The following is an 18,268-nucleotide window of genomic DNA, read 5'->3' as shown; positions in this document are numbered from 1 at the left end:
AAAGCCGAGATCATTATGGGCCAGGTTCTTGACAGGATCGAACAGTACGCGGACGAGATCCGTGCGGAAGGCGCCGAGGGCGACAAGCTGATGCGGCTGTCGGACACCTCCGCGAAAAGGCTGCGCGACTCCGGGGTGATGCGGATGCTGCAACCCAAGGAGTACGGCGGCTACGAATCCCACCCGCGCGAATTCGCGGAGACCGCGATGGGCATCGGCGCCATCGACGGAGCCGCGGGCTGGGTCAGCGGCATCGTCGGCGTCCACCCCTGGGAGCTGGCGTTCTTCGACCGCACCGCGCAGGACGAGGTGTGGGGCGAGGACTCCGACATGTGGATGGCGTCGCCGTACGCCCCGATGGGGGTGGCCGTGCCCGTCGACGGCGGCTACGTCCTCAACGGTCGGTGGTCGTTCTCCTCGGGCACCGACCACTGCGGGTGGGTCATGATCGGCGCCGCGGTCGGCGACCGGGACGGCAACCGGGTCATGCCCCCGAAGATCCTGCACGTGCTGCTCCCGCGCTCGGACTACGACATCGACCAGGACAGCTGGAACGTCGTCGGACTGCGCGGCACCGGATCCAAGGACCTGATCGTCAAGGACGCGTTCATCCCGCAACACCGGACGCTGCAGGCCGACAAGGTCTTCGACGGGTCCGCGCCGAAGGAGTTCGGCCGCACCCAGACGCTCTACAACTTCCCGTTCTCGTGCATCTTCCCGCTCGGCATCACGTCCTCGCTCATCGGCATCGCCGAGGGCGCGCTGGCCTGCCACCTGAACGCGCAACGCGAACGCGTCACCGTCTCCGGCACCCCGATCAAGGACGACCCCTACGTGCTGTTCGCGATCGGGGAGGCGGCCGCGGAGATCGCGGCGTCCCGCGCGGCGATCCTGGAGACGGTCGACCGGTTCTGGGACATGACCGAGAAGGGCCGGGAGGTGTCGTTCGAACAGCGGTCGATCGGTCGTCGCACCCAGACGGCCGCCGCCTGGCGGGCGGTGCGCGCCGTCGACGAGATCTTCGCGCGCTCCGGTGGCGGTGCGCTCCAACTGAAGACACCGATGCAGCGGTTCTGGCGGGATGCGCACGCCGGCCTCTCGCACGCCATCCACGTGCCGGGATCGATCTTCCACTCCTCGGCCCTCACCCAGCTCGGCGGCGAACCCCAGGGCATCCACCGCTCGATGATCTAGGCGCTCCGCGCCCGTGCGCCTTTTTGGTAGTTCCAGCTACCAGAAAGGCGCACGGGTGGCGGAGCCGCCCCCAGGAAAGGACTTCACATGACCGACATCCGAGGGCTCGGCTACCTGCGGATCCAGACGAAGGACGTGCCACGCTGGCGTGAGCTGGTGGTGGACGGCCTGGGCATGGCCGAGGGGTCGGGCCCCGAACCCGACGGCCTGTATTTGCGCGTGGACGAGCGGCGGTCGCGGCTGATCGTCCTGCCCGGCGACACGGACAAGGCGCTCGCCGTGGGGTGGGAGGTGCGCGACCAGTTCGCCCTCCAGCGGGTGCGCGAGCAGGTGGAGAAGGCGGGTGTCACGGTCGACGTCCTGTCCGAGGAGGAGTCGCGCTACCGCGACGCCGAGCAGGTGTTCGCGTTCGACGATCCGTCCGGTACCCGGGTGGAGGTGTTCTTCGGGCCGGTCCTCGACCACAGTCCCGTCGTTACCCCGCACGGGGGCCGCTTCGTCACCGGCGCACAGGGGCTGGGGCACGTGGTTCTCCCGACGCCAGCGTTCGAGGAGGCGTACACGTTCTACACCGAGGTGCTGGGGTTCCTGCCCCGCGGGGCGATCCGCCTCGGACCGGCCGACGCCCCCGGACCCGCCCGCCGGGTGCGGTTCATGGGCGTCAACCAGCGCCATCACAGTCTCGCGTTGTGCCCCGCCCCGCACAGCGGCGAACCCGGGATGGTGCATCTGATGACGGAGGTCGACACCCTCGACGCCGTCGGTCAGGCACTCGACCGGCTCGGCAAGCTCGGCTTCTCCATCTCGTCGACCCTCGGTCGGCACACCAACGACCGCATGGTGTCGTTCTACGTGCGCGCCCCCGGCGGCTGGGACCTCGAATTCGGCACGGAGGGCATGCTCGTCGACGAGGCGCACTACACCGCCGAGGAGATCACCGCGGACAGTTACTGGGGCCACGACTGGTCGGGTTCCGAGCCGCTGGCGGCGTTCTCGTGACGTCCTCGCGCGCCCGCATCGGCGCTGTGGCGGCACTCGTTCTCCTCGGTGGAAGTGCCTGTTCCAGTGCGGCTTCCGAGACGACCACCGACACGTCGCCCCGGCCGGGTCAACTGCTGTCGGCCCGCGCCGTGACCGATGGTCCCGCGCTGCCGAGCGCCGCGCGGACCGAGGTGATCACCTACGCGTCGCAGGACGGCAACGGCGGCCCGGTCGTGGTGTCGGGGACCGTGGCGATTCCCCGCACGCCGGCACCCGACGGCGGGTATCCGGTGATCAGCTGGGCGCACGGCACCACCGGAGTCGCGGACGCCTGCGCCCCGTCCGCGGATTTCGCGGGCGGTCCCGCCCACAGCTACCTCTCCGGAGTCAACGCCTCCCTCGACGACTGGGTGGCGAAGGGGTACGCGGTGGTGAGCACTGACTACCAGGGTCTGGGCACACCGGGTATCCATCCGTACATCAACGGTGACACGGAGGCGAACGCCGTCGTGGACATCGTCCGTGCCGCCCGCGAGGTGGATCCGGCGGTCGGCTCGACGTGGTTCGTGATCGGGCACAGCCAGGGCGGGCAGGCGGCGCTGTTCACGGCGGCGCAGGCAGGGGAGCGCGCCCCCGAACTGGACCTCGGCGGTGCCGTGGCGATCGCCCCGGGCAACGGGCTCGACCAGACTCCGAACTACTTCCGGTCGGGCGTGCCGGGTATCGAAGCGGCCGAGGCGTTCCTCCCGCTGATCCTCCTCGGCGCGCAGGCCGCCGATCCCGCGATCGACCCGTCGGCGCTGCTGACGGAGCAGGCGCAACCGCTGCTGACGGCGGCGCGGACCGGGTGCATCGACGACATCCGGAAGGTGCCGCCCGTGCCCGCGGGTCAGGTCTTCCGCCCCGACGCCGACCTGGGACCGCTGACGGAGTACCTGGGCCGCCAGGAGCCGTCGCGGGTCCACGTGCAGGTCCCGACGCTGGTCGCGCAGAGTTCCGGTGACCTGGTGGTGAGCAAACCGTCGACGGATCTGATGGTGAAGACGTTGCAGGACAACGGGAACGAACTCACGTATCAGACGTACGAGGGCGTGGACCATCGCGGGACGATCGGTGCATCGCAGCAGGACGCGCAGGATTTCGTCGCCGGGATCCTCGCCCGCTGACGGCGCCGGGACCTCCCCGGACGACACAACCATCAACAGTCTGTTGACAACAGACTGTTGATGGCGTGGGGTGGTCGGGTGACCACCGACGACCAGACACACGCGGCCGAGCTGGATTCGGCCCGCACGACGCTGAACCGGGCCGGTGCCGCGAGGCTCGAGCGGCGCCCGTGGGAGCAGCCCGGGCAGCCACATTCGGACGGCGACCTCGTCAGGTTCGCTGCGTGGGTGTGCCGTGATCCGAACGGCGCGGACCCGACCGTTCTCTCGGCCGGGTTACGGCTGCTGTCTTCGGCTCGGGTCGAACTCGACCAGATCGAGGCCGGGCTGCTGTTCGCCGCCCGGGGCAGTGGGCTGACCTGGCCGCACATCGCCGAGGCGCTCGGCCTGGGTTCGGCTCAGGCCGCCCAGCAGCGCCTGAACCGGGTCGTGTCCCGAGTCGGCGACCGCGACGCGGAGGACTGAGCGGTGGCCTCGTGATGTCCACTCCCCACCCGGAAGCTGCGCCGGGCGAGGTGCTGCTGACCGGCATCGCGGCCGGCCCCGGCACCGCGGTCGGCCCCGCGCGGATCGTCGGCGGCCCGGACGACTTCGCCCGCTTCCGCCCGGGCGACGTCCTGGTCTGCCGCACGACGTCGCCGGCCTGGACCCCGCTGCTGGCCACAGCCTGCGCGGTGGTCACCGAGACCGGTGGGTTGTCGGCGCACGCCGCGATCGTGGCCCGCGAGTTGGGCATCCCCGCGGTCGTGGCTGCGCCGAAGGCCATGATCACCCTGACCGACGGCTTGCTTGTACGCGTGGACGGCACGCGCGGGCACGTCGCCGTTCCGAACGCCGGGAGGATCTGATGGCCTACCGCACTCCGACGGACATTCTGGTGTTGCACGCCGTGCGGATCCTCGGCTACGCCGAGACCGCGCGTGTGGCTGCCCGATTCGAGCTGCCCGTCGAGGCGACCGCCGAGCACCTGCTCGATGCCCAGGCCCGTGGGTGGGTCACCCGCACCACGTTCGCCGAGGACAGTGGCTGGTCCCTCACCGATCTCGGAAAGGTACACGGCGAGCGACTGCTCGCCGCCGACCTCGACCGGTGCGGGATCCGTGCCGTGGTGGTGCAGGTGCACCGGGAATTCCTGCCGCACAACGTCGTCGTCGCGGACGCATGCACCGCCTGGCAGTTGGCCGAGCTGGGTATCGGCGACGCAACCGTGACCCTCGACGAGACCACCACCCGCCTCGCGTCCGCGGCCCGGGCACTGGCCGATTTCGAGGCGCGCCTGGTCGCGGACGCGGACCGGTTTGCCGGCTACCACCGGCGGTTTGCCGAAGCCGTCGAGCGGGCGAGCACCGATCCGGCCTGGATCACCGCGACCGACCGCGACTCCTGCCACCGCGTCTGGTTCGAGTTCCACGAGGACCTCATCGCGTCCCTCGGCCTGGTCCGGTGATACGGCCTAGTCTCGAACTCATGGGCCTGCGACTGCGCGACACCGTCGGACGTCAGTTACGTGAGCTTCGCTACGAGCCGACAGCGAAGCGGATCCGCGCCGTGCTGAACGCGACCACGGTGGTCGACAGCGACCGCGCGGTTCTGGTCTGGGAACCCCGGCGCGTCGTTCCCACCTACGCGGTGCCGGAGGAGGACATCGCCGCGGAGGTGACGCCGGAGCCGGCGAGGCCGGTGCCGGCGGCGGACGCAGTCGGCTTCGCGCTGCCGGACGTGACGTCGATGCAGGTGCTCGATCCGCGGGTGCCGTTTTCTGTGCACAGTGCGGAGGGCGAGCCCGTCGCGATCCGCACCGACGGCGAGCGGTACGCCCTGGGCTTCCGGCCCGCTGACGCAGACCTGGCCGGGTATGTGGTTCTCGATTTCGACAGCTTCGACCGCTGGCTGGAGGAGGAGGACGAGATCGTCGGCCATCCGCACGACCCGTTCCAGCGCATCGACGTTCGCCGCACATCCCGTCGTGTGCAGTTGATGTTGGGCGACACGGTCCTGGCCGACTCGCGGCGGGCGAGCATGCTGTTCGAAACGATGCTGCCGGTCCGTTAATACCTGCCGCCCGAAGACGTCGTCGCGGAACTGCAACCGAGTGAGACGAAGACGTATTGCGCATACAAGGGTGAGGCCACCTATCAGTCGGCGGTCACCCCCGGCGGACTGCTTCACGACATCGCGTGGCGTTACGACAACCCACTCGTCGATGCGTCGGAAGTTCGAGGACTCGTGGCCTTCTTCGACGAGCGGATCGATCTGATCGTCGACGGTGTCGCCCGGCCTCGCTCCCTGACTCCCTGGTCCTAATCCTCGGCGGCGTCTGCGCCGCCGAGCGCGATCTCGAGTGCCCGGGCCTCGTGGGCGTGCCCGAGCAACTCGTATCCGACGACGGTGACGACCGGTGCCAGCATCACCACGATCAGGCACCACGCCATCGACACGCCCTGCGCCGCCAGCACGAGTGCGAGCGCGATCGTGGCCGCGGTCAGGACGAGGAGCAGGACGTGGAACGGATCGGGAACCCGCAGCAGATACGTGTACAGCAGGTACACGGCCGCGAGGTAGATCGCGACGGGAGCGGCGACGGCGAGCACCGTCGCCGTTTCGCCGATGTGGGAGGCGTGTTCGATGTAGTACGCCGCCACGTGCAAACCGGCCCCGACGGCGGCCAGTGCGGCGAAGATCACGATGTGGCTGTACCCCCACACGAACGAGCGGCGGCGATACACCGCGAGCACCTCGGCCGACGGCAGGGTGTAGTACACCCACCACAGTCCGAACGTGAGTCCGATGCCCGCGACCGCGACGAGTATCGCGTCGAGCGTCCACCCCTGGTGTTCGACGACGGCGGACAGTGAGGCCACCGTGCCGATCACACCCTCACCGAGCGTGATGATCACGAGCAGGCCGTGACGCTCGACGATGTGATGTGCGTGCCAGGGTGTTCCGCCCCTGTACCGTTCGGCGATGACGGGGCTGCTCATCTCGACGAGGATGAGGACGGCGCCGAGGCCGAACGCATACTCGACGGTGAGGGGTGCGATCAGCAGGGCGACCCAGCCGATCTGGGCGAAAACGAGTGCCGTGGCGTATGTCAGCGACGCCGAACGGTGGTCGGGGTCGTGCCGGGCCGCGCGCAACCACTGGAACACCATGGCGACCCGCATGACGATGTACCCGGACACCATCACGGAATTGTCGAGTTCGACTCCACGGTCGATGGACGCGAACATCTGCGGCATCCCGAGTGCCAGGACGACGACGCCGATCATCTGGATCATGGTGGTGACCCGGTAGATCCAATCGTCGGTGTCGTAGGCCGAGGCGAACCAGGAGAAGTTGATCCACGCCCAGATGATCGAGAACATCGCGAACGAGAATCCGGCCAGCCCGGCGCCGACGTGTGCTTCGGCGACGAGGTGGGCGAACTGATTGCCCGCGACACCGAACGCGACGACGAACGTCAGGTCGAACAGCAACTCCAACGGCGTTGCCGTGCGGTGTTCCTCGTCCGGGTCGCGTCCGACCATCTTCCGGACGCGGTGGGCGAGGCTCCTGTTGTTCGATGCCGATCGGTCGGGTGCGTTCACGGCCCGGCCGTTACGGTGTCGCCCGGTCTGCCTGCACCACGAGGTCGGCGATGGCGACGGGTTGAGACACCAGGACGGCGTGCGACGCGGGGATCTCCGTGATCTGTGCCCCCGCCCGGGTGGCCATGAACCGCTCGGACGCCGCCGGAATCACCTGATCGTTCTGAGCGACCACGGCCCAGCTGGGAGTCGACGCCCACGACGGCGGGCCGCTCGGTTCGAGGTTCGCCACCAGCGCGGCCGACCGCTGGTGCGCGAGCATCTCGGCGGCCGTCGCGTCCGACACGTCCGGTGCGAACACCCGATGGAAGTCGGCCGGGTTGATGTAGCCGTCGAGGTTCCTGCCCGCGATCCCGGTGGGATCGTTCTCGACGACCTTCACCTGCAGCACCGGTGGGAGCAACTGGCTGCCGGGGAAGCGGATCGGGTCGAGGTTCAGCATCACCGGCTCGCCCTGCGCCGGGGCGAATGCCGCCACGTAGACGAGAGCCTCGACGTTCGGCGAGTGCACATTGGATATGACGGCGCCGCCGTACGAGTGGCCGACGAGCACCACCGGTCCCGGGATGTCCGCGAGCACCTTCTCGATGGCGGCGGAATCGTACGCCGGTCCGCGCAGCGGGTTGTCCGGGACGACGACTTCGTACCCGCGACCGCGTAGGTTCGCGGCCACCGCGTCCCAGCTGGTCGTGTCGGCGAACGCGCCGTGGACCAGCACCACCGTCGGCAGATCCTGGGCGACGGCCGGTCCGGCCCCGGCGGTGAGTGTGCCGGCAGCGGCGATCGCGCACGCGGCGACGGCGGTTCGAAGTCGAAGAAGTCGCATCACTCGTCTCCCGGGTCGGGGCGGAACACAGTGGTCAGGGGTGAAGGGGACTGTGCGCCACAAACAGTCGTGCGACGAGAAGCAGTGCAGTACGACGGACGACGCCGTGGCCTGGCCCTTCGTCGCTGAGATTACTCGCCCGCAGCGCGGTCGGCATCATTTCGGCTAGCGTGAGCGGAGGGGGCATTCCGCTCGTGCACGCTTCGCCGACGTCAGGAGGAACCCCGTGGATCTCGCATTGCACGGCACCGTCGCCGTGGTCACCGGAGCCAGCAAGGGTATCGGGCTTGCCATCACCCGGGCGCTCGCCGCGGAAGGCGCCTTCGTGGTGGCGGGGGCACGATCACCCGGCCTGGAACTGGAAGAACTCGTCCGTGGCGGAAACGTGGAGGCAGTGAGCGTCGACCTGTCGACACCCACCGGCCCGGGCGAACTCGTCGCCGCGGCCGCTGCCCGTGGCAGTCTCGGCGTCGTCGTCAACAACGTCGGCGCCGCCCACCCCAGGCTGACCGGTTTCCTCGACGTGACCGACGAAGACTGGATCACGACGATGAATCTCAACCTGATGTCGGCGGTGCGGACGATCCGGGCCGCGCTGCCCACGATGATCGCCGCGGGCCGGGGGAGCATCGTGACCACGAGTTCGGTCAACAGTTTCCTGCCCGATCCCACCGTCATCGACTACTGCGCGTCGAAGGCCGCGCTCACCAACTTCTCGAAGGCTCTGTCGAAAGAGGTGGGGCCGTCGGGAATTCGGGTGAACACGGTCAGCCCCGGTCCGGTATCGACCGCCCTGTGGCTCGGTGACGACGGGGTGGCCGCCACGGTGGCGCGCGCCGCGGGCGGCGAAGCGGAGGCGGTGGCGGAGAGTGTCGCGAAACAGTCGGTCACGGGCCGGTTCACCCGCCCGGACGAGGTGGCGGATCTCGTCGTGTTCCTCGCGAGCGATCGGGCGGGCAACGTGACGGGATCCGATTTCGTGATCGACGGTGGACTCGTCACCACCCTCTGACCACCCTCTGACCACCCGCAGCCTACCGGCGGCCCAGAAGATTCCGCATGCCCTCGGCCGCACCGCGCACCAGTGCGTCGCGGGGGAAACCGCTGCGCTTCTGCGCCGCGTCGTAGTTGCCGCCCGCAACCCAGACCGGCCCGTCCGCGAGGTGCGCGAGCCCCTCCCGGGCAACGTCTTCGGGCTCGGCGACGTTCATCCCCGGCAGGTCGAAGTTCAGGCCTGCCCGGACCATCGCCGGCGTGCGGGTGACGCCGAGAACGAGTTCGACCACGTGGACGCCGAACGGCGCCAGTTCGAGCCAGAGGCTTTCCGCGAAGATCCGGCCGAACGCCTTGGACGCCGCGTAGATGCTCTGGTCTTCCGACCCCAGATAGCCGGCCAGCGAACCGACCAGCACGATCGCGCCCCGGCCGCGGTCCTTCATCCTCGCGCCGAAGTGCTGCGACAGGTGCAGCTGGGAGGTGATGTTCAGGTCGATGACGCGCTGGAAACCGGCGAGGTCTCCGCTGACGAACTCGTGCCCGTAGCTGTTGGCTCCGGCGTTGAAGATCAGCAACCCGACCTCGACGTCGTCGGTGGCCGTGCGGATCCGGTCGGGGGCGTCCGGGTCGAGGAGGTCGAGCGCGAGGGTGCGCACCAGGACGCCGTGCGCGCGGACCTTGGCGGCGGTCTCCTCGAGTGGGCCGGGCTTGCGGGCGATCAGCACGAGGTTGATCCCCGCTCGGCCGAGTTCCTCGGCGAAGCTCGCGCCCACACCCTCGGAGCCGCCTGCGATCACGGCCCACGGTCCGTAGTAGTCGGTGTCGATCATGATGTGTCCCTTCGGGAATGATTTCAGTGGACGACGACGGGCGTCGGTACGGGGTCGGGATCGCGCACCGGGACGGCACCCGCCTGCGCGGCCCGGGCGATCGACGCGGTCAGCGCCGCGCACCCTTCCCGGGGAGCGCCGGGACGTCCCGGTCCGGTACCGCCGATCTCACGGCACCGGGAGCGGGCCGCGTCGTCCCACTGAATGGACGTGTGCTCCCAGCTGTTCTTCTGGACGAGCACCCGCGCGCCGCACTCAGTGCACTGCAGCGGCTGCATCGGCTTCGCGCGCCTTTCGTGCGAGGTTCTCGTCCACTTCCCGCTTCCACGATTCCACGGGCCGGGTGGTGTCGAGTTCGAACTCGAAACGCTCGGTCATCTGCGGCGTCACCGCGGCGACGTCGACGTAGAACTGCTCGTACCACCGCCGCAGCTGGTAGACCGGACCGTCCTCCTCGCACAGCAGCGGATTCTCGATGCGGGTCTTGTTCTTCCAGATCTCGATGTCCTGCTCGAAGCCCTTCGCGATGAACGTGCCGAAATTCTTTGCCATCGCGGTGGCGGCGTCGCCCTCGAGTTCCTTGGACTTCTTGACGATGATGCCGTACTGCAGCACGAACTTGTCGGCGCTGACGGGATAGTGGCAGTTGATCAGCACGGAGTCGACGTCGTGCGTCTCGTACTGGTACGTCAGGTCGTCGACCATGAATGACGGTCCGAAATACGTGGCGTCCGAGCGGCTTCCGACCATCTTCGGCTGACCCGACGCGTGCGGGCGCATGTCTTCACGGGCCTGCCCGCGCATGAACTGGCTGGCGACGTGGCCCTCGAAGACGTTCTTGAAGTAGGTGGGGAACGAGAAGTGCACGTAGAAGAAGTGCGCCATGTCGACGATGTTGTCGACCACCTCGCGGCAGTTGGTGTCGACGGTGGTGCGGTACCAGACCCAGTCCGTCCACTCGTCGTCGAGAGCGCCGTCGATGCGGGGAATCGTGACGTCCGCGGGCGGCGGATTGCCTTCCGGATCGTTCCACACGAACAGCATCCCGTCCTGGTCCAGCGCGTGCCACGACCGGGTTCGCGCGAGCGGCGGCACCCGGCGAGCGTACGGAATCTTCTTGCACCGGCCGTTGCTTCCCCACCGCCAGTCGTGGAACGGGCACGCCACCTCGTCGCCCTTGACGGTGCCCTGGCTCAGATCGCCGCCCATGTGCCGGCAGTAGCCGTCGAGCACCGCGAGGTCGCCGGCACTGTCGGCGAAGACGACGAGCTTGGTGCCGAACGCCTCGACGGAATGCGGCTTGCCGTCCCGGAATGGCTCGGACAATCCGATGCAGTGCCATCCACGGGCGAATCGGGTGGGCGCTGCGCCCGCGTCGATCTCGCGTACCTCGACTGTCTCGGACTGTTGGGTGGTCACGATGCGTCCCGTCCTCTCCTGGGCTTGTGCGGTGCCCTGCACGCTAAGTGAGCGTGAACGGCCGGCATCGTGTGGTCCCACTGGACGGGACCGGTCGGAGGGCGGCGTTTCCCGTTGAGCGAGATGTATATCCACGCGCGGGTGCGATCGCCCTACCCTCCGACAGATGACGAACGAGGTCCTCAGATCGGTCCGCGGGCTGCTGCCGACGATCGCGGAGTGCGCGGACAAGGTCGACGAGTCGCGGCGGGTGTCCGAGCAGGTGATCCGTGAACTCGGCGACGCCGGATTGTTCAAGATGCTGCAGCCCCGACGGTACGGCGGCACCGAGAGCAATCCGGTGCACTTCTACGAGGTGGTGCGCGCCGTGTCGGGGGTGTGCGGCTCGACGGGCTGGCTGGCGTCCGTGCTCGGCGTGCACCCGTGGCACCTGGCCCTGTTCGACGACCGGGCGCAACATGACGTGTGGGGCCACGACGACTCGGTGCTGGTGTCGTCCGCCTACGCACCCGTCGGGCGGCTCGTCCCGGTCGAGGGCGGATACCGGCTGACGGGGGACTGGGGATTCTCCTCGGGCTGCGAGCACGCGTCGTGGGCGCTGCTCGGCGCGATGGTCGTCGGAACCGAGGGCCGCCCGGTCGATTTCATGACCGCACTGGTGCCGAGGTCGGACTACCGCATCCACGACGTGTGGGACGTGGTGGGGATGCGCGGCACCGCCAGCAACGAGATCAGCGCCCGGGACGTGTTCGTTCCTGATTACCGGATCAAGAGGAACTACGAGACGGCGCAACTGCGCGGACCCGGGCAGAAGGTGAACCGGGGACCGCTGTACCGGCTGCCGTTCGCCACGCTGTTCACCACTGCCGTCGCGACGCCCGGGGTCGGCATCGTCGCGGGATGTTACGAGCGCTATCTGACGTTCATGCGGGAGCGGGTGCGGCTCAGCCTCGGTGGCGGCCGATTCGTCGACGACCAGTTCGCCCAGGTCGCGGTCGCCCGGGCGGCGTCCGAGATCGATGCCGCAATCCTGCAGATGGACCGCAACGTGCGAGAACTGTGGGAGTTGGCCGAGGCCGGTGAGGAACTCCCCATGGGCTTGCGCCTGCGGGTGCGCCGCGATCAGGTCCGCGCCACCGAGCGGGCCCTCGAGGCGATCGACCTGCTGTTCAAGACCGCCGGCGGGAGTTCGCTGTTCCGCGGCAACGCGATCGAACGGTCGTGGCGTGACGCCCACGCGGGCAGCGCGCACGTGGCCAACGAGCCCGAACGCGCCCTCGCCCTGTTCGGCAGGGGTGCGTTCGGGCTCCCGGTGGAGGACAACCTCGTATAGCTCTCGTCTAGTCAGGCCCGCATGTGCTGAACTGCCCGGTAGGAGAACACCATTGCGGTGCCGAGTGGCACGCCGGGGCCGGGGTAGAACCGGCCGCTGAGCGATGCGCTGGTGTTGCCTGCCGCATACAGCCCGTCGATGGGGGAGCCGTCGGCGCGCAGGACGCGGGCGTCGGCATCGGTCCGGACCCCACCCTTGGTGCCGAGGTCGCTCAGCACGATGCGGGCCGCGTGGAACGGGCCCTGCGACACCGGGCTCAGCGCCGGGTTGGGCGGGGCGTCTGCAGCCGTGCCGGGCGGGCAGAAGAAATTGTCGTACGGATCTTCTCCCCGGTGGAACGCCTCGTCGACGCCGTGCTTGGCGAAGTCGTTGAACTGTTCGACGGTGCGGCGCAGAGCGTCCGCGGGGACGCCGATCTTCTCCGCGAGTTCCTCGATCGTGTCGGCCGAGACCCAGGTGCCCGCCGCGTGATGCTTCTCGGCGGAGATCTGCGGAATGGAGATGGCAGGCAACACGGGCCCGCCCTCCTTCGAATCGAAGACGAGGTAGGACCCGGCGCTTCCGTGTTCGATCATCGCGCGGCCGAACTGGTCGTACGGCAGCGACTCGTTGAGGTACCGCTCGCCGGCCGTGTCGACCAGAATCCCGCCGCGCACACCCACCATGAAAGCGCCCGAGCCGTCCGGAAGTTCGACGCCGGGGCACCACCACGCCTCGTCGAGCAGCGCGGTGTCGGCGCCGACCTCCACCGCCGCCTGCAGGAGGTCGCCGGTGTTGGCCCCGCGCGGGCCCATGCTCCACTCGGCTCGGCCGGGCGTTCCGTTCTCGGTGCGCAGGGCGGCGCTGCCTTCGATCCCGCCCGCCGCGAGCAGCACGCCGCGCGTCGCCCGGATGCGGATCGTCTCACCGGCCGCGTCCGTTGCCAGGGCGCCGACGACTCGGCCGTCCTCGACGATCAGCGAGCGGGCCGCGGTCTCGGTGCGCAGTTCCGCGTGCCCGGTGCCGTACAGGGCCATGAGGAGGCGGCCGATCAGGGCGCGGCCCCCGTTCAGCGTTCCCTCGGGATGCGGTTCGCCGGCCCGGTCGACGTCGGCCTCCGGCCGGATGACCTCACGGAGTTCCCCGACCTCGTCGCCCGGCAGGTCGAGCGGGTTGATCGCGCGACCGTAGTCCATGCGGCCGGGCGCCTTGTAGTAGTCGGGGAATGCGCGCCACTCGAACTCGATGTGAGGATCGCGTTCGAGCAGTTCGACGACCTCGGGGGCGGTCGTGACGTACGCCTCCTGGCGGTCGATCCCCTCGTCTCCCACCACCGCGCGCAGGTACGTGCGCGCCTTGTCCGTGGAGTCGCCGATTCCGGCACGCTCCTGCACGGCGGTGCCCGGCAGCCACACCGCGGCGCCCGAGTACGCGGACGTGCCGCCGAACAGTGGGGTCTTCTCGAGGACGAGGGTGCGCAAACCCTGCGAAGCGGCCGTGTACGCGCCGGTCAGGGCGCCGCCCCCCGAACCGACCACCAGCACGTCGCACTCGGTTGTCCAGTCCTGCATCGTCGTTTCCTCCGTTGAATGGTTTGTGGTGACTGGCGGTCCAGTCGTGGGGTTCACGCAATCGCATCCGGGCGGCGTGCGGCACGTGCGGTCCCACTCACCGGACGAAATTCGAAGCTTTGCCGATCCAGTGCGAGAATCGACACCGGATCCGGGGCTGTGTGCGGAGTGAAGGGGGATCGAGGGTGCCGAGAATCGCCGAGGTGCGGGACGCTGCCGAACCGAGTTCGGAGGAACAGCGGGCCCGCCACGTCCGCATGCTCGAGGCCGCCGTCGAACTGGCGACCGAGAAGGAACTCGCCCGCGTCCAGATGCATGAGGTGGCCAAACGCGCCGGTGTCGCGATCGGGACGCTGTACCGGTACTTTCCGTCGAAGACGCACCTGTTCGTGGCGGTGATGGTCGATCAGATCGACCGGATGGGTGCCGGTTTCAAGAAGAGTGCGCCGCCCGGGGAATCGCCGCAGGACGCGGTGTACAACGTGCTCGTCCGGGCCACCCGCGGTCTGCTGCGCCGGCCCGCGCTCTCCACGGCGATGATCCAATCCACGAGCACCGCCAACGTGGCGTCCGTGCCGGACGCAGGGAAGGTCGACCGCGCGTTCCGGCAGATCATGCTGGACGCCGCCGGGATCGAACACCCGACTGCGGAAGACCTGACCGCGTTGCGCCTGCTGGTGCAGTTGTGGTTCGGCGTGATCCAGTCCTGCCTCAACGGCCGGGTCACCATTCCCGACGCCGAATCCGACATCCGCAAGGCATGCGACCTGCTGCTGGTCGGACTGTCGCACCGCTGACCGCTCGCCGGGCCGGGGGCGCTTCGTAGGCGCCCCCGAAGTGAAATTCATTCCTGACCGCTGAGGCGGGTAGGAAATCGTCCTTCGCAAGACAAAGGGCATTGCTGTCTTCCAAGAAATAGAATAAATTCCAAAAATGAGCCGCGGACGTGTTCGCGAGCCACACGAACCCCGAGTCAGAAGAACCCAAGGGAGCGGAACATGGGCAACGCCGTCATCGTCGACGCGGCACGGACACCGATCGGGCGCCGGCGCGGGGCGCTGGCCGGACTGCACCCGGCCGAACTGCTCGGCGCCGCGCAGCGGGGCGTCCTCGAACGGGCCGGCGTCGCCTCGGAGGACGTCGGGCAGATCGTCGGCGGATGCGTCACCCAGGCCGGTGAACAGTCCAACAACGTGACCCGGCAGGCGTGGCTGCACGCGGGATTGCCGTACACGACGGCGGCCACATCGATCGACTGCGCCTGCGGATCGTCCCAGCAGGCCGTGCACGTCGTGGCGGGCCTGATCGCGTCCGGCCAGATCTCCGCCGGAATCGGGTGCGGTGTCGAGGCGATGAGCCGGGTGTTCCTCGGCCAGGCCGCCACCCCGGAGACGGGCAACCCGTACCCCGGTGACTGGTCGATCGACATGGGCGACCAGTTCACCTCCGCCCAGCGGATCGCCGACCTGCGCGGGATCAAGCGCGGAGACGTCGACGCCCTCGGCCTCGAATCGCAACGACGCGCCGCACAGGCCTGGGCGGAAGGCAGATTCGACCGCGAGATCGTGCCGGTCACCACCCCCGTCGTCGACAAGGCGGGCACACCCACCGGTGAATCCGCGGTGGTCACCCGGGACGGCGGACTGCGGGAAACGACGGCCGACGCCCTGGCCGCATTGAAGCCGGTGATCGACGGCCACATCCACACCGCGGGCAACTCGTCCCAGATCAGCGACGGCGCCGCCGCCGTCCTGCTCATGGACGAGGACCGTGCCCGTGAACTCGGACTGCGGCCGCGCGCGAGGATCGTCGCATCCGGCATGGTCGGCTCCGACCCCTACTACCACCTCGACGGACCGATCGACTCGACGCGGATGGTCCTCGATCGCGCCGGAATGTCTTTGGGCGACATCGATCTCGTCGAGATCAACGAGGCGTTCGCGTCCGTCGTGCTGTCGTGGGCGCAGGTGCACGGCGCCGACCTGTCGAAGGTGAACGTCAACGGCGGCGCCATCGCCCTCGGACATCCGGTGGGCTCCACCGGGGCCCGGCTGATCACCACCGCCCTGCACGAACTGGAACGCTCCGACACCGCCACCGCACTGGTCACGATGTGCGCCGGTGGCGCGCTGTCCACCGCCACCATCATCGAACGCATCTGAACCCCGAACGATCGAGGCCGACATGACAATGGGATTGACCGAAGAAGAGCGCGACCTCCGCGACTCGGTGCGAGGCTGGGCCACGCGGACCGTGACCCCGGCCGTGCTCCGGGAGGCCGTCGAGGCCAAGACCGAGCAGCGACCGTCGTTCTGGAAGTCGTTGGCGGAACTGGGCGTACTGGGACTGCACCTGCCCGAGGACGTGGGCGGTGCGGGCTGCGGGCTGGTGGAGCTGGCCGTGGTCGCCGAGGAACTGGGCCGGGTCCTGCTGCCCGGGCCGTTCCTGCCGACCGTGCTGCTCGGCGCCGTCCTGCACGAGTCCGGCCGCACGGGTGAACTCTCCGGACTGGCTGACGGTGCGACCCTCGGTGCAGTGGCGCTGCAGCCGGGTTCGCTGCGCCTCGTCCGGGACGGCGAAGGAGTGACGCTGGACGGTGAGTCCGGGTACGTCCTCGGCGGGCAGGTGGGCGACCTGTTCCTGCTCGCCGCCGCGGACGGCGACGACACCGTGTTCGTGGCGCTCACCCGCGACCGCCTCGACGTGACCGACCTGCCCAGCCACGACGTGGTGCGCCGCAACGCGACCGCGGCGGTGACCGGCCTCCAGATCACCGAGGCCGACGTCCTGCAGATCGATGCGCAGCGCGTCCTCGACCTGGCCGCGACGTTGTTCGCCGCCGAGGCGTCGGGCGTCGCCGACTGGGCAGTGACCACCGCCGCCGACTACGCGAAGGTGCGTCGGCAGTTCGGCCGTCCCATCGGCCAGTTCCAGGGCGTGAAGCACCGCGTGGCGCGGATGCTCGGCCTCGCGGCGCAGGCCCGCGTCTGCGCGTGGGACGCCGCCCGCGCGATGAATTCGGGAACTGGTGCAGCGGAGGCGTCACTCGCCGCCGCGGTCGCCGGCGCCACCGCACCCGACGCGGCGTTCTCCGTCACCAAGGACTGCATCCAGGTGCTCGGGGGCATCGGCTACACCTGGGAACACGACGCCCACCTGTACCTGCGCCGGGCGCAGTCGCTGCGGATCCTGCTGGGGTCCACCGCGTTCTGGCGGCGGCGCGTTGCCCGCGCGACGCTGGGCGGTGCCCGCCGGGTGCTCGGCATCGATCTGCCGCCGGAGGCCGCCGGGATCCGGGCCCGCGTCCGCGCGGAACTCGCGTCCGCCGGCTCGCTGGGCGAGACGGAACGCAGGACGTACCTCGCCGAGAAGGGTTACACCGCACCGCACCTGCCCGCACCGTGGGGCAGGGGTGCGGGCGCCGTGGAACAACTCGTGATCGCGGAGGAACTGCGCACGGCCGCGCTGAAGCCGCACGACATGATTATCGGCAACTGGGTGGTGCCCACACTCATCGCACACGGCAGCGAAGACCAGTTGCAGCGCTTCGTGCCGCCGTCGCTGCGCGGCGACGTCGTCTGGTGCCAGCTGTTCTCCGAACCCGGCGCCGGATCGGACCTCGCAGGCCTGAACACCAGGGCCACGAAGGTGGCCGGCGGCTGGATACTGCAGGGACAGAAGGTGTGGACGTCGATGGCCCGGGACGCGGACTGGGGAATCTGCCTCGCCCGCACCGACGCCACGGTCCCCAAACACAAGGGATTGTCGTACTTCCTGATCGACATGAAGGCGAGCGAGGGCCTGGACATCCGGCCGCTGCGCGAGATCACCGGCGAGGCCCTGTTCAACGAGGTGTTCCTCGACGACGTCTTCGTTCCGGACGAACTCCTCGTGGGCGAACCGGGCGACGGCTGGAAGCTGGCCCGCACCACCCTCGCCAACGAACGCGTGTCGCTGTCGCACGACTCGTCGCTGGGGTCCGGTGGTGAGGCGCTGCTGACCCTGGCCGGTGAACTGCCCGGTGGCATCGACGACGAGCAGCTGACCGTGCTCGGCAAGGTCCTCTGCGACGCGCAGTCCGGCGGGCTGCTCGCACTCCGCACCACCCTGCGCTCGATCGCGGGCGGGCAACCGGGCGCCGAGTCGTCGATCGCGAAACTGCTCGGCGTCGAACACATCCAGCAGGTGTGGGAGGTGGCGATGGACTGGGCGGGACCGCGGGCCCTGCTCGGTGACCGGCCCCGCACGTCGGACACGCAGATGTTCCTGAACTCGCAGTGCATGTCGATCGCGGGCGGCACCACCAACGTCCAGCTCAACATCATCGGCGAACGGCTGCTGGGTCTACCCCGCGACCCGGAGCCCGGACAGGGAGCGGTGGCCTGA

Annotated in this window: 17 protein-coding genes and 1 pseudogene; 12 read left to right on the top strand and 6 right to left on the bottom strand. The window is 69.2% G+C overall.

Going from position 1 to position 18,268, the window contains the following annotated elements; translation table 11 throughout:
• The first annotated feature begins 15 nt into the window (after positions 1 to 15).
• From CA951_RS29470 to CA951_RS29440, 7 genes and pseudogenes are all read left to right on the top strand, one after another.
• Complete coding sequence (locus tag CA951_RS29470) at positions 16 to 1,194, top strand: acyl-CoA dehydrogenase family protein (protein ID WP_087560210.1); 1,179 nt, start codon at positions 16 to 18, stop codon at positions 1,192 to 1,194.
• Between the two features lie 87 nt (positions 1,195 to 1,281).
• Positions 1,282 to 2,193: a biphenyl-2,3-diol 1,2-dioxygenase gene (bphC, locus tag CA951_RS29465; RefSeq protein WP_087560209.1), complete on the top strand. Its 912-nt coding sequence runs from the start codon at positions 1,282 to 1,284 to the stop codon at positions 2,191 to 2,193.
• Positions 2,190 to 3,341 carry a S9 family peptidase gene (locus CA951_RS29460; RefSeq protein WP_087560208.1) on the top strand — a complete coding sequence of 384 codons (1,152 nt, stop codon included), beginning with the start codon at positions 2,190 to 2,192 and terminating at the stop codon, positions 3,339 to 3,341. The genes bphC and CA951_RS29460 overlap by 4 nt, the downstream gene beginning before the upstream one ends.
• Positions 3,342 to 3,419: 78 nt before the next feature.
• Positions 3,420 to 3,806, top strand: a complete 387-nt coding sequence (locus tag CA951_RS29455; RefSeq protein ID WP_087560262.1) for a hypothetical protein — start codon at positions 3,420 to 3,422, stop codon at positions 3,804 to 3,806.
• A 14-nt stretch (positions 3,807 to 3,820) separates the two neighbouring features.
• Positions 3,821 to 4,189 (top strand): PEP-utilizing enzyme, encoded by a 369-nt coding sequence (locus tag CA951_RS29450; RefSeq protein WP_087560207.1) that lies wholly within the window; start codon positions 3,821 to 3,823, stop codon positions 4,187 to 4,189.
• Entirely contained in the window at positions 4,189 to 4,788 is a 600-nt protein-coding gene (locus CA951_RS29445; RefSeq protein ID WP_087560206.1) for a hypothetical protein, read from the top strand. The genes CA951_RS29450 and CA951_RS29445 overlap by 1 nt, the downstream gene beginning before the upstream one ends.
• Before the next feature lie 20 nt (positions 4,789 to 4,808).
• A pseudogene (locus CA951_RS29440) lies at positions 4,809 to 5,645 on the top strand (DUF427 domain-containing protein).
• Here CA951_RS29440 and CA951_RS29435 read toward each other — a convergent pair.
• Complete coding sequence (locus CA951_RS29435; protein ID WP_087560261.1) at positions 5,642 to 6,868, bottom strand: low temperature requirement protein A; 1,227 nt, start codon at positions 6,866 to 6,868, stop codon at positions 5,642 to 5,644. The pseudogene CA951_RS29440 and the gene CA951_RS29435 sit on opposite strands and share 4 nt — an antisense overlap.
• 70 nt (positions 6,869 to 6,938) lie before the next feature.
• Complete coding sequence (locus CA951_RS29430; RefSeq protein ID WP_087560205.1) at positions 6,939 to 7,754, bottom strand: alpha/beta fold hydrolase; 816 nt, start codon at positions 7,752 to 7,754, stop codon at positions 6,939 to 6,941.
• 226 nt (positions 7,755 to 7,980) lie between these two features.
• On the opposite strand from CA951_RS29430, the gene CA951_RS29425 reads away from it, so the two are divergent.
• On the top strand, positions 7,981 to 8,766 hold the full coding sequence (locus CA951_RS29425; RefSeq protein ID WP_087560204.1) for an SDR family NAD(P)-dependent oxidoreductase: 786 nt from the start codon (positions 7,981 to 7,983) through the stop codon (positions 8,764 to 8,766).
• 22 nt (positions 8,767 to 8,788) lie between these two features.
• On the opposite strand, the gene CA951_RS29420 is transcribed toward CA951_RS29425, so the two are convergent.
• From CA951_RS29420 to CA951_RS29410, 3 genes are read right to left on the bottom strand one after another with little or no spacing between them, the layout of a single operon-like run.
• Positions 8,789 to 9,580, bottom strand: a complete 792-nt coding sequence (locus CA951_RS29420; RefSeq protein ID WP_087560203.1) for an SDR family oxidoreductase — start codon at positions 9,578 to 9,580, stop codon at positions 8,789 to 8,791.
• 23 nt (positions 9,581 to 9,603) lie between these two features.
• Positions 9,604 to 9,858: a hypothetical protein gene (locus tag CA951_RS29415; RefSeq protein ID WP_087560202.1), complete on the bottom strand. Its 255-nt coding sequence runs from the start codon at positions 9,856 to 9,858 to the stop codon at positions 9,604 to 9,606.
• Positions 9,836 to 10,999, bottom strand: a complete 1,164-nt coding sequence (locus CA951_RS29410) for a Rieske 2Fe-2S domain-containing protein (RefSeq protein WP_087560260.1) — start codon at positions 10,997 to 10,999, stop codon at positions 9,836 to 9,838. The genes CA951_RS29415 and CA951_RS29410 overlap by 23 nt, the downstream gene beginning before the upstream one ends.
• Positions 11,000 to 11,165: 166 nt before the next feature.
• Here CA951_RS29410 and hsaA point away from each other — a divergent pair, with 166 nt between their 5' ends.
• Positions 11,166 to 12,332 carry a 3-hydroxy-9,10-secoandrosta-1,3,5(10)-triene-9,17-dione monooxygenase oxygenase subunit gene (hsaA, locus tag CA951_RS29405; protein WP_087560201.1) on the top strand — a complete coding sequence of 389 codons (1,167 nt, stop codon included), beginning with the start codon at positions 11,166 to 11,168 and terminating at the stop codon, positions 12,330 to 12,332.
• Between the two features lie 11 nt (positions 12,333 to 12,343).
• Here hsaA and CA951_RS29400 read toward each other — a convergent pair whose 3' ends face one another.
• Positions 12,344 to 13,882 carry an FAD-dependent oxidoreductase gene (locus CA951_RS29400; RefSeq protein WP_087560200.1) on the bottom strand — a complete coding sequence of 513 codons (1,539 nt, stop codon included), beginning with the start codon at positions 13,880 to 13,882 and terminating at the stop codon, positions 12,344 to 12,346.
• A gap of 185 nt (positions 13,883 to 14,067) precedes the next feature.
• On the opposite strand from CA951_RS29400, the gene CA951_RS29395 reads away from it, so the two are divergent.
• From CA951_RS29395 to CA951_RS29385, 3 genes are all read left to right on the top strand, one after another.
• Positions 14,068 to 14,679, top strand: a complete 612-nt coding sequence (locus tag CA951_RS29395; RefSeq protein WP_179220344.1) for a TetR family transcriptional regulator — start codon at positions 14,068 to 14,070, stop codon at positions 14,677 to 14,679.
• A 201-nt stretch (positions 14,680 to 14,880) separates the two neighbouring features.
• Complete coding sequence (locus CA951_RS29390) at positions 14,881 to 16,044, top strand: steroid 3-ketoacyl-CoA thiolase (RefSeq protein ID WP_087560199.1); 1,164 nt, start codon at positions 14,881 to 14,883, stop codon at positions 16,042 to 16,044.
• Positions 16,045 to 16,066: 22 nt separating this feature from the next.
• Positions 16,067 to 18,268, top strand: a complete 2,202-nt coding sequence (locus CA951_RS29385) for an acyl-CoA dehydrogenase (RefSeq protein ID WP_087560198.1) — start codon at positions 16,067 to 16,069, stop codon at positions 18,266 to 18,268.

It is taken from the genome of Rhodococcus sp. NCIMB 12038 (genome assembly GCF_002165735.1).
GTDB lineage: Bacteria > Actinomycetota > Actinomycetes > Mycobacteriales > Mycobacteriaceae > Rhodococcus_F.
This window is presented reverse-complemented; position numbering and strand designations above follow the sequence as displayed.

Excerpts from the sequence above, each read along its gene's own strand:
- CA951_RS29470 (WP_087560210.1), top strand. The coding sequence starts at position 16 with ATGGGCCAGGTTCTTGACAGGATCGAACAGTACGCGGACGAGATCCGT.
- bphC (WP_087560209.1), top strand. The coding sequence starts at position 1,282 with ATGACCGACATCCGAGGGCTCGGCTACCTGCGGATCCAGACGAAGGAC.
- CA951_RS29450 (WP_087560207.1), top strand. The coding sequence starts at position 3,821 with ATGTCCACTCCCCACCCGGAAGCTGCGCCGGGCGAGGTGCTGCTGACC.
- CA951_RS29445 (WP_087560206.1), top strand. The coding sequence starts at position 4,189 with ATGGCCTACCGCACTCCGACGGACATTCTGGTGTTGCACGCCGTGCGG.
- CA951_RS29435 (WP_087560261.1), bottom strand. The coding sequence starts at position 6,868 with ATGGTCGGACGCGACCCGGACGAGGAACACCGCACGGCAACGCCGTTG.
- CA951_RS29430 (WP_087560205.1), bottom strand. The coding sequence starts at position 7,754 with ATGCGACTTCTTCGACTTCGAACCGCCGTCGCCGCGTGCGCGATCGCC.
- CA951_RS29420 (WP_087560203.1), bottom strand. The coding sequence starts at position 9,580 with ATGATCGACACCGACTACTACGGACCGTGGGCCGTGATCGCAGGCGGC.
- CA951_RS29415 (WP_087560202.1), bottom strand. The coding sequence starts at position 9,858 with ATGCAGCCGCTGCAGTGCACTGAGTGCGGCGCGCGGGTGCTCGTCCAG.
- hsaA (WP_087560201.1), top strand. The coding sequence starts at position 11,166 with ATGACGAACGAGGTCCTCAGATCGGTCCGCGGGCTGCTGCCGACGATC.
- CA951_RS29400 (WP_087560200.1), bottom strand. The coding sequence starts at position 13,882 with ATGCAGGACTGGACAACCGAGTGCGACGTGCTGGTGGTCGGTTCGGGG.
- CA951_RS29390 (WP_087560199.1), top strand. The coding sequence starts at position 14,881 with ATGGGCAACGCCGTCATCGTCGACGCGGCACGGACACCGATCGGGCGC.
- CA951_RS29385 (WP_087560198.1), top strand. The coding sequence starts at position 16,067 with ATGACAATGGGATTGACCGAAGAAGAGCGCGACCTCCGCGACTCGGTG.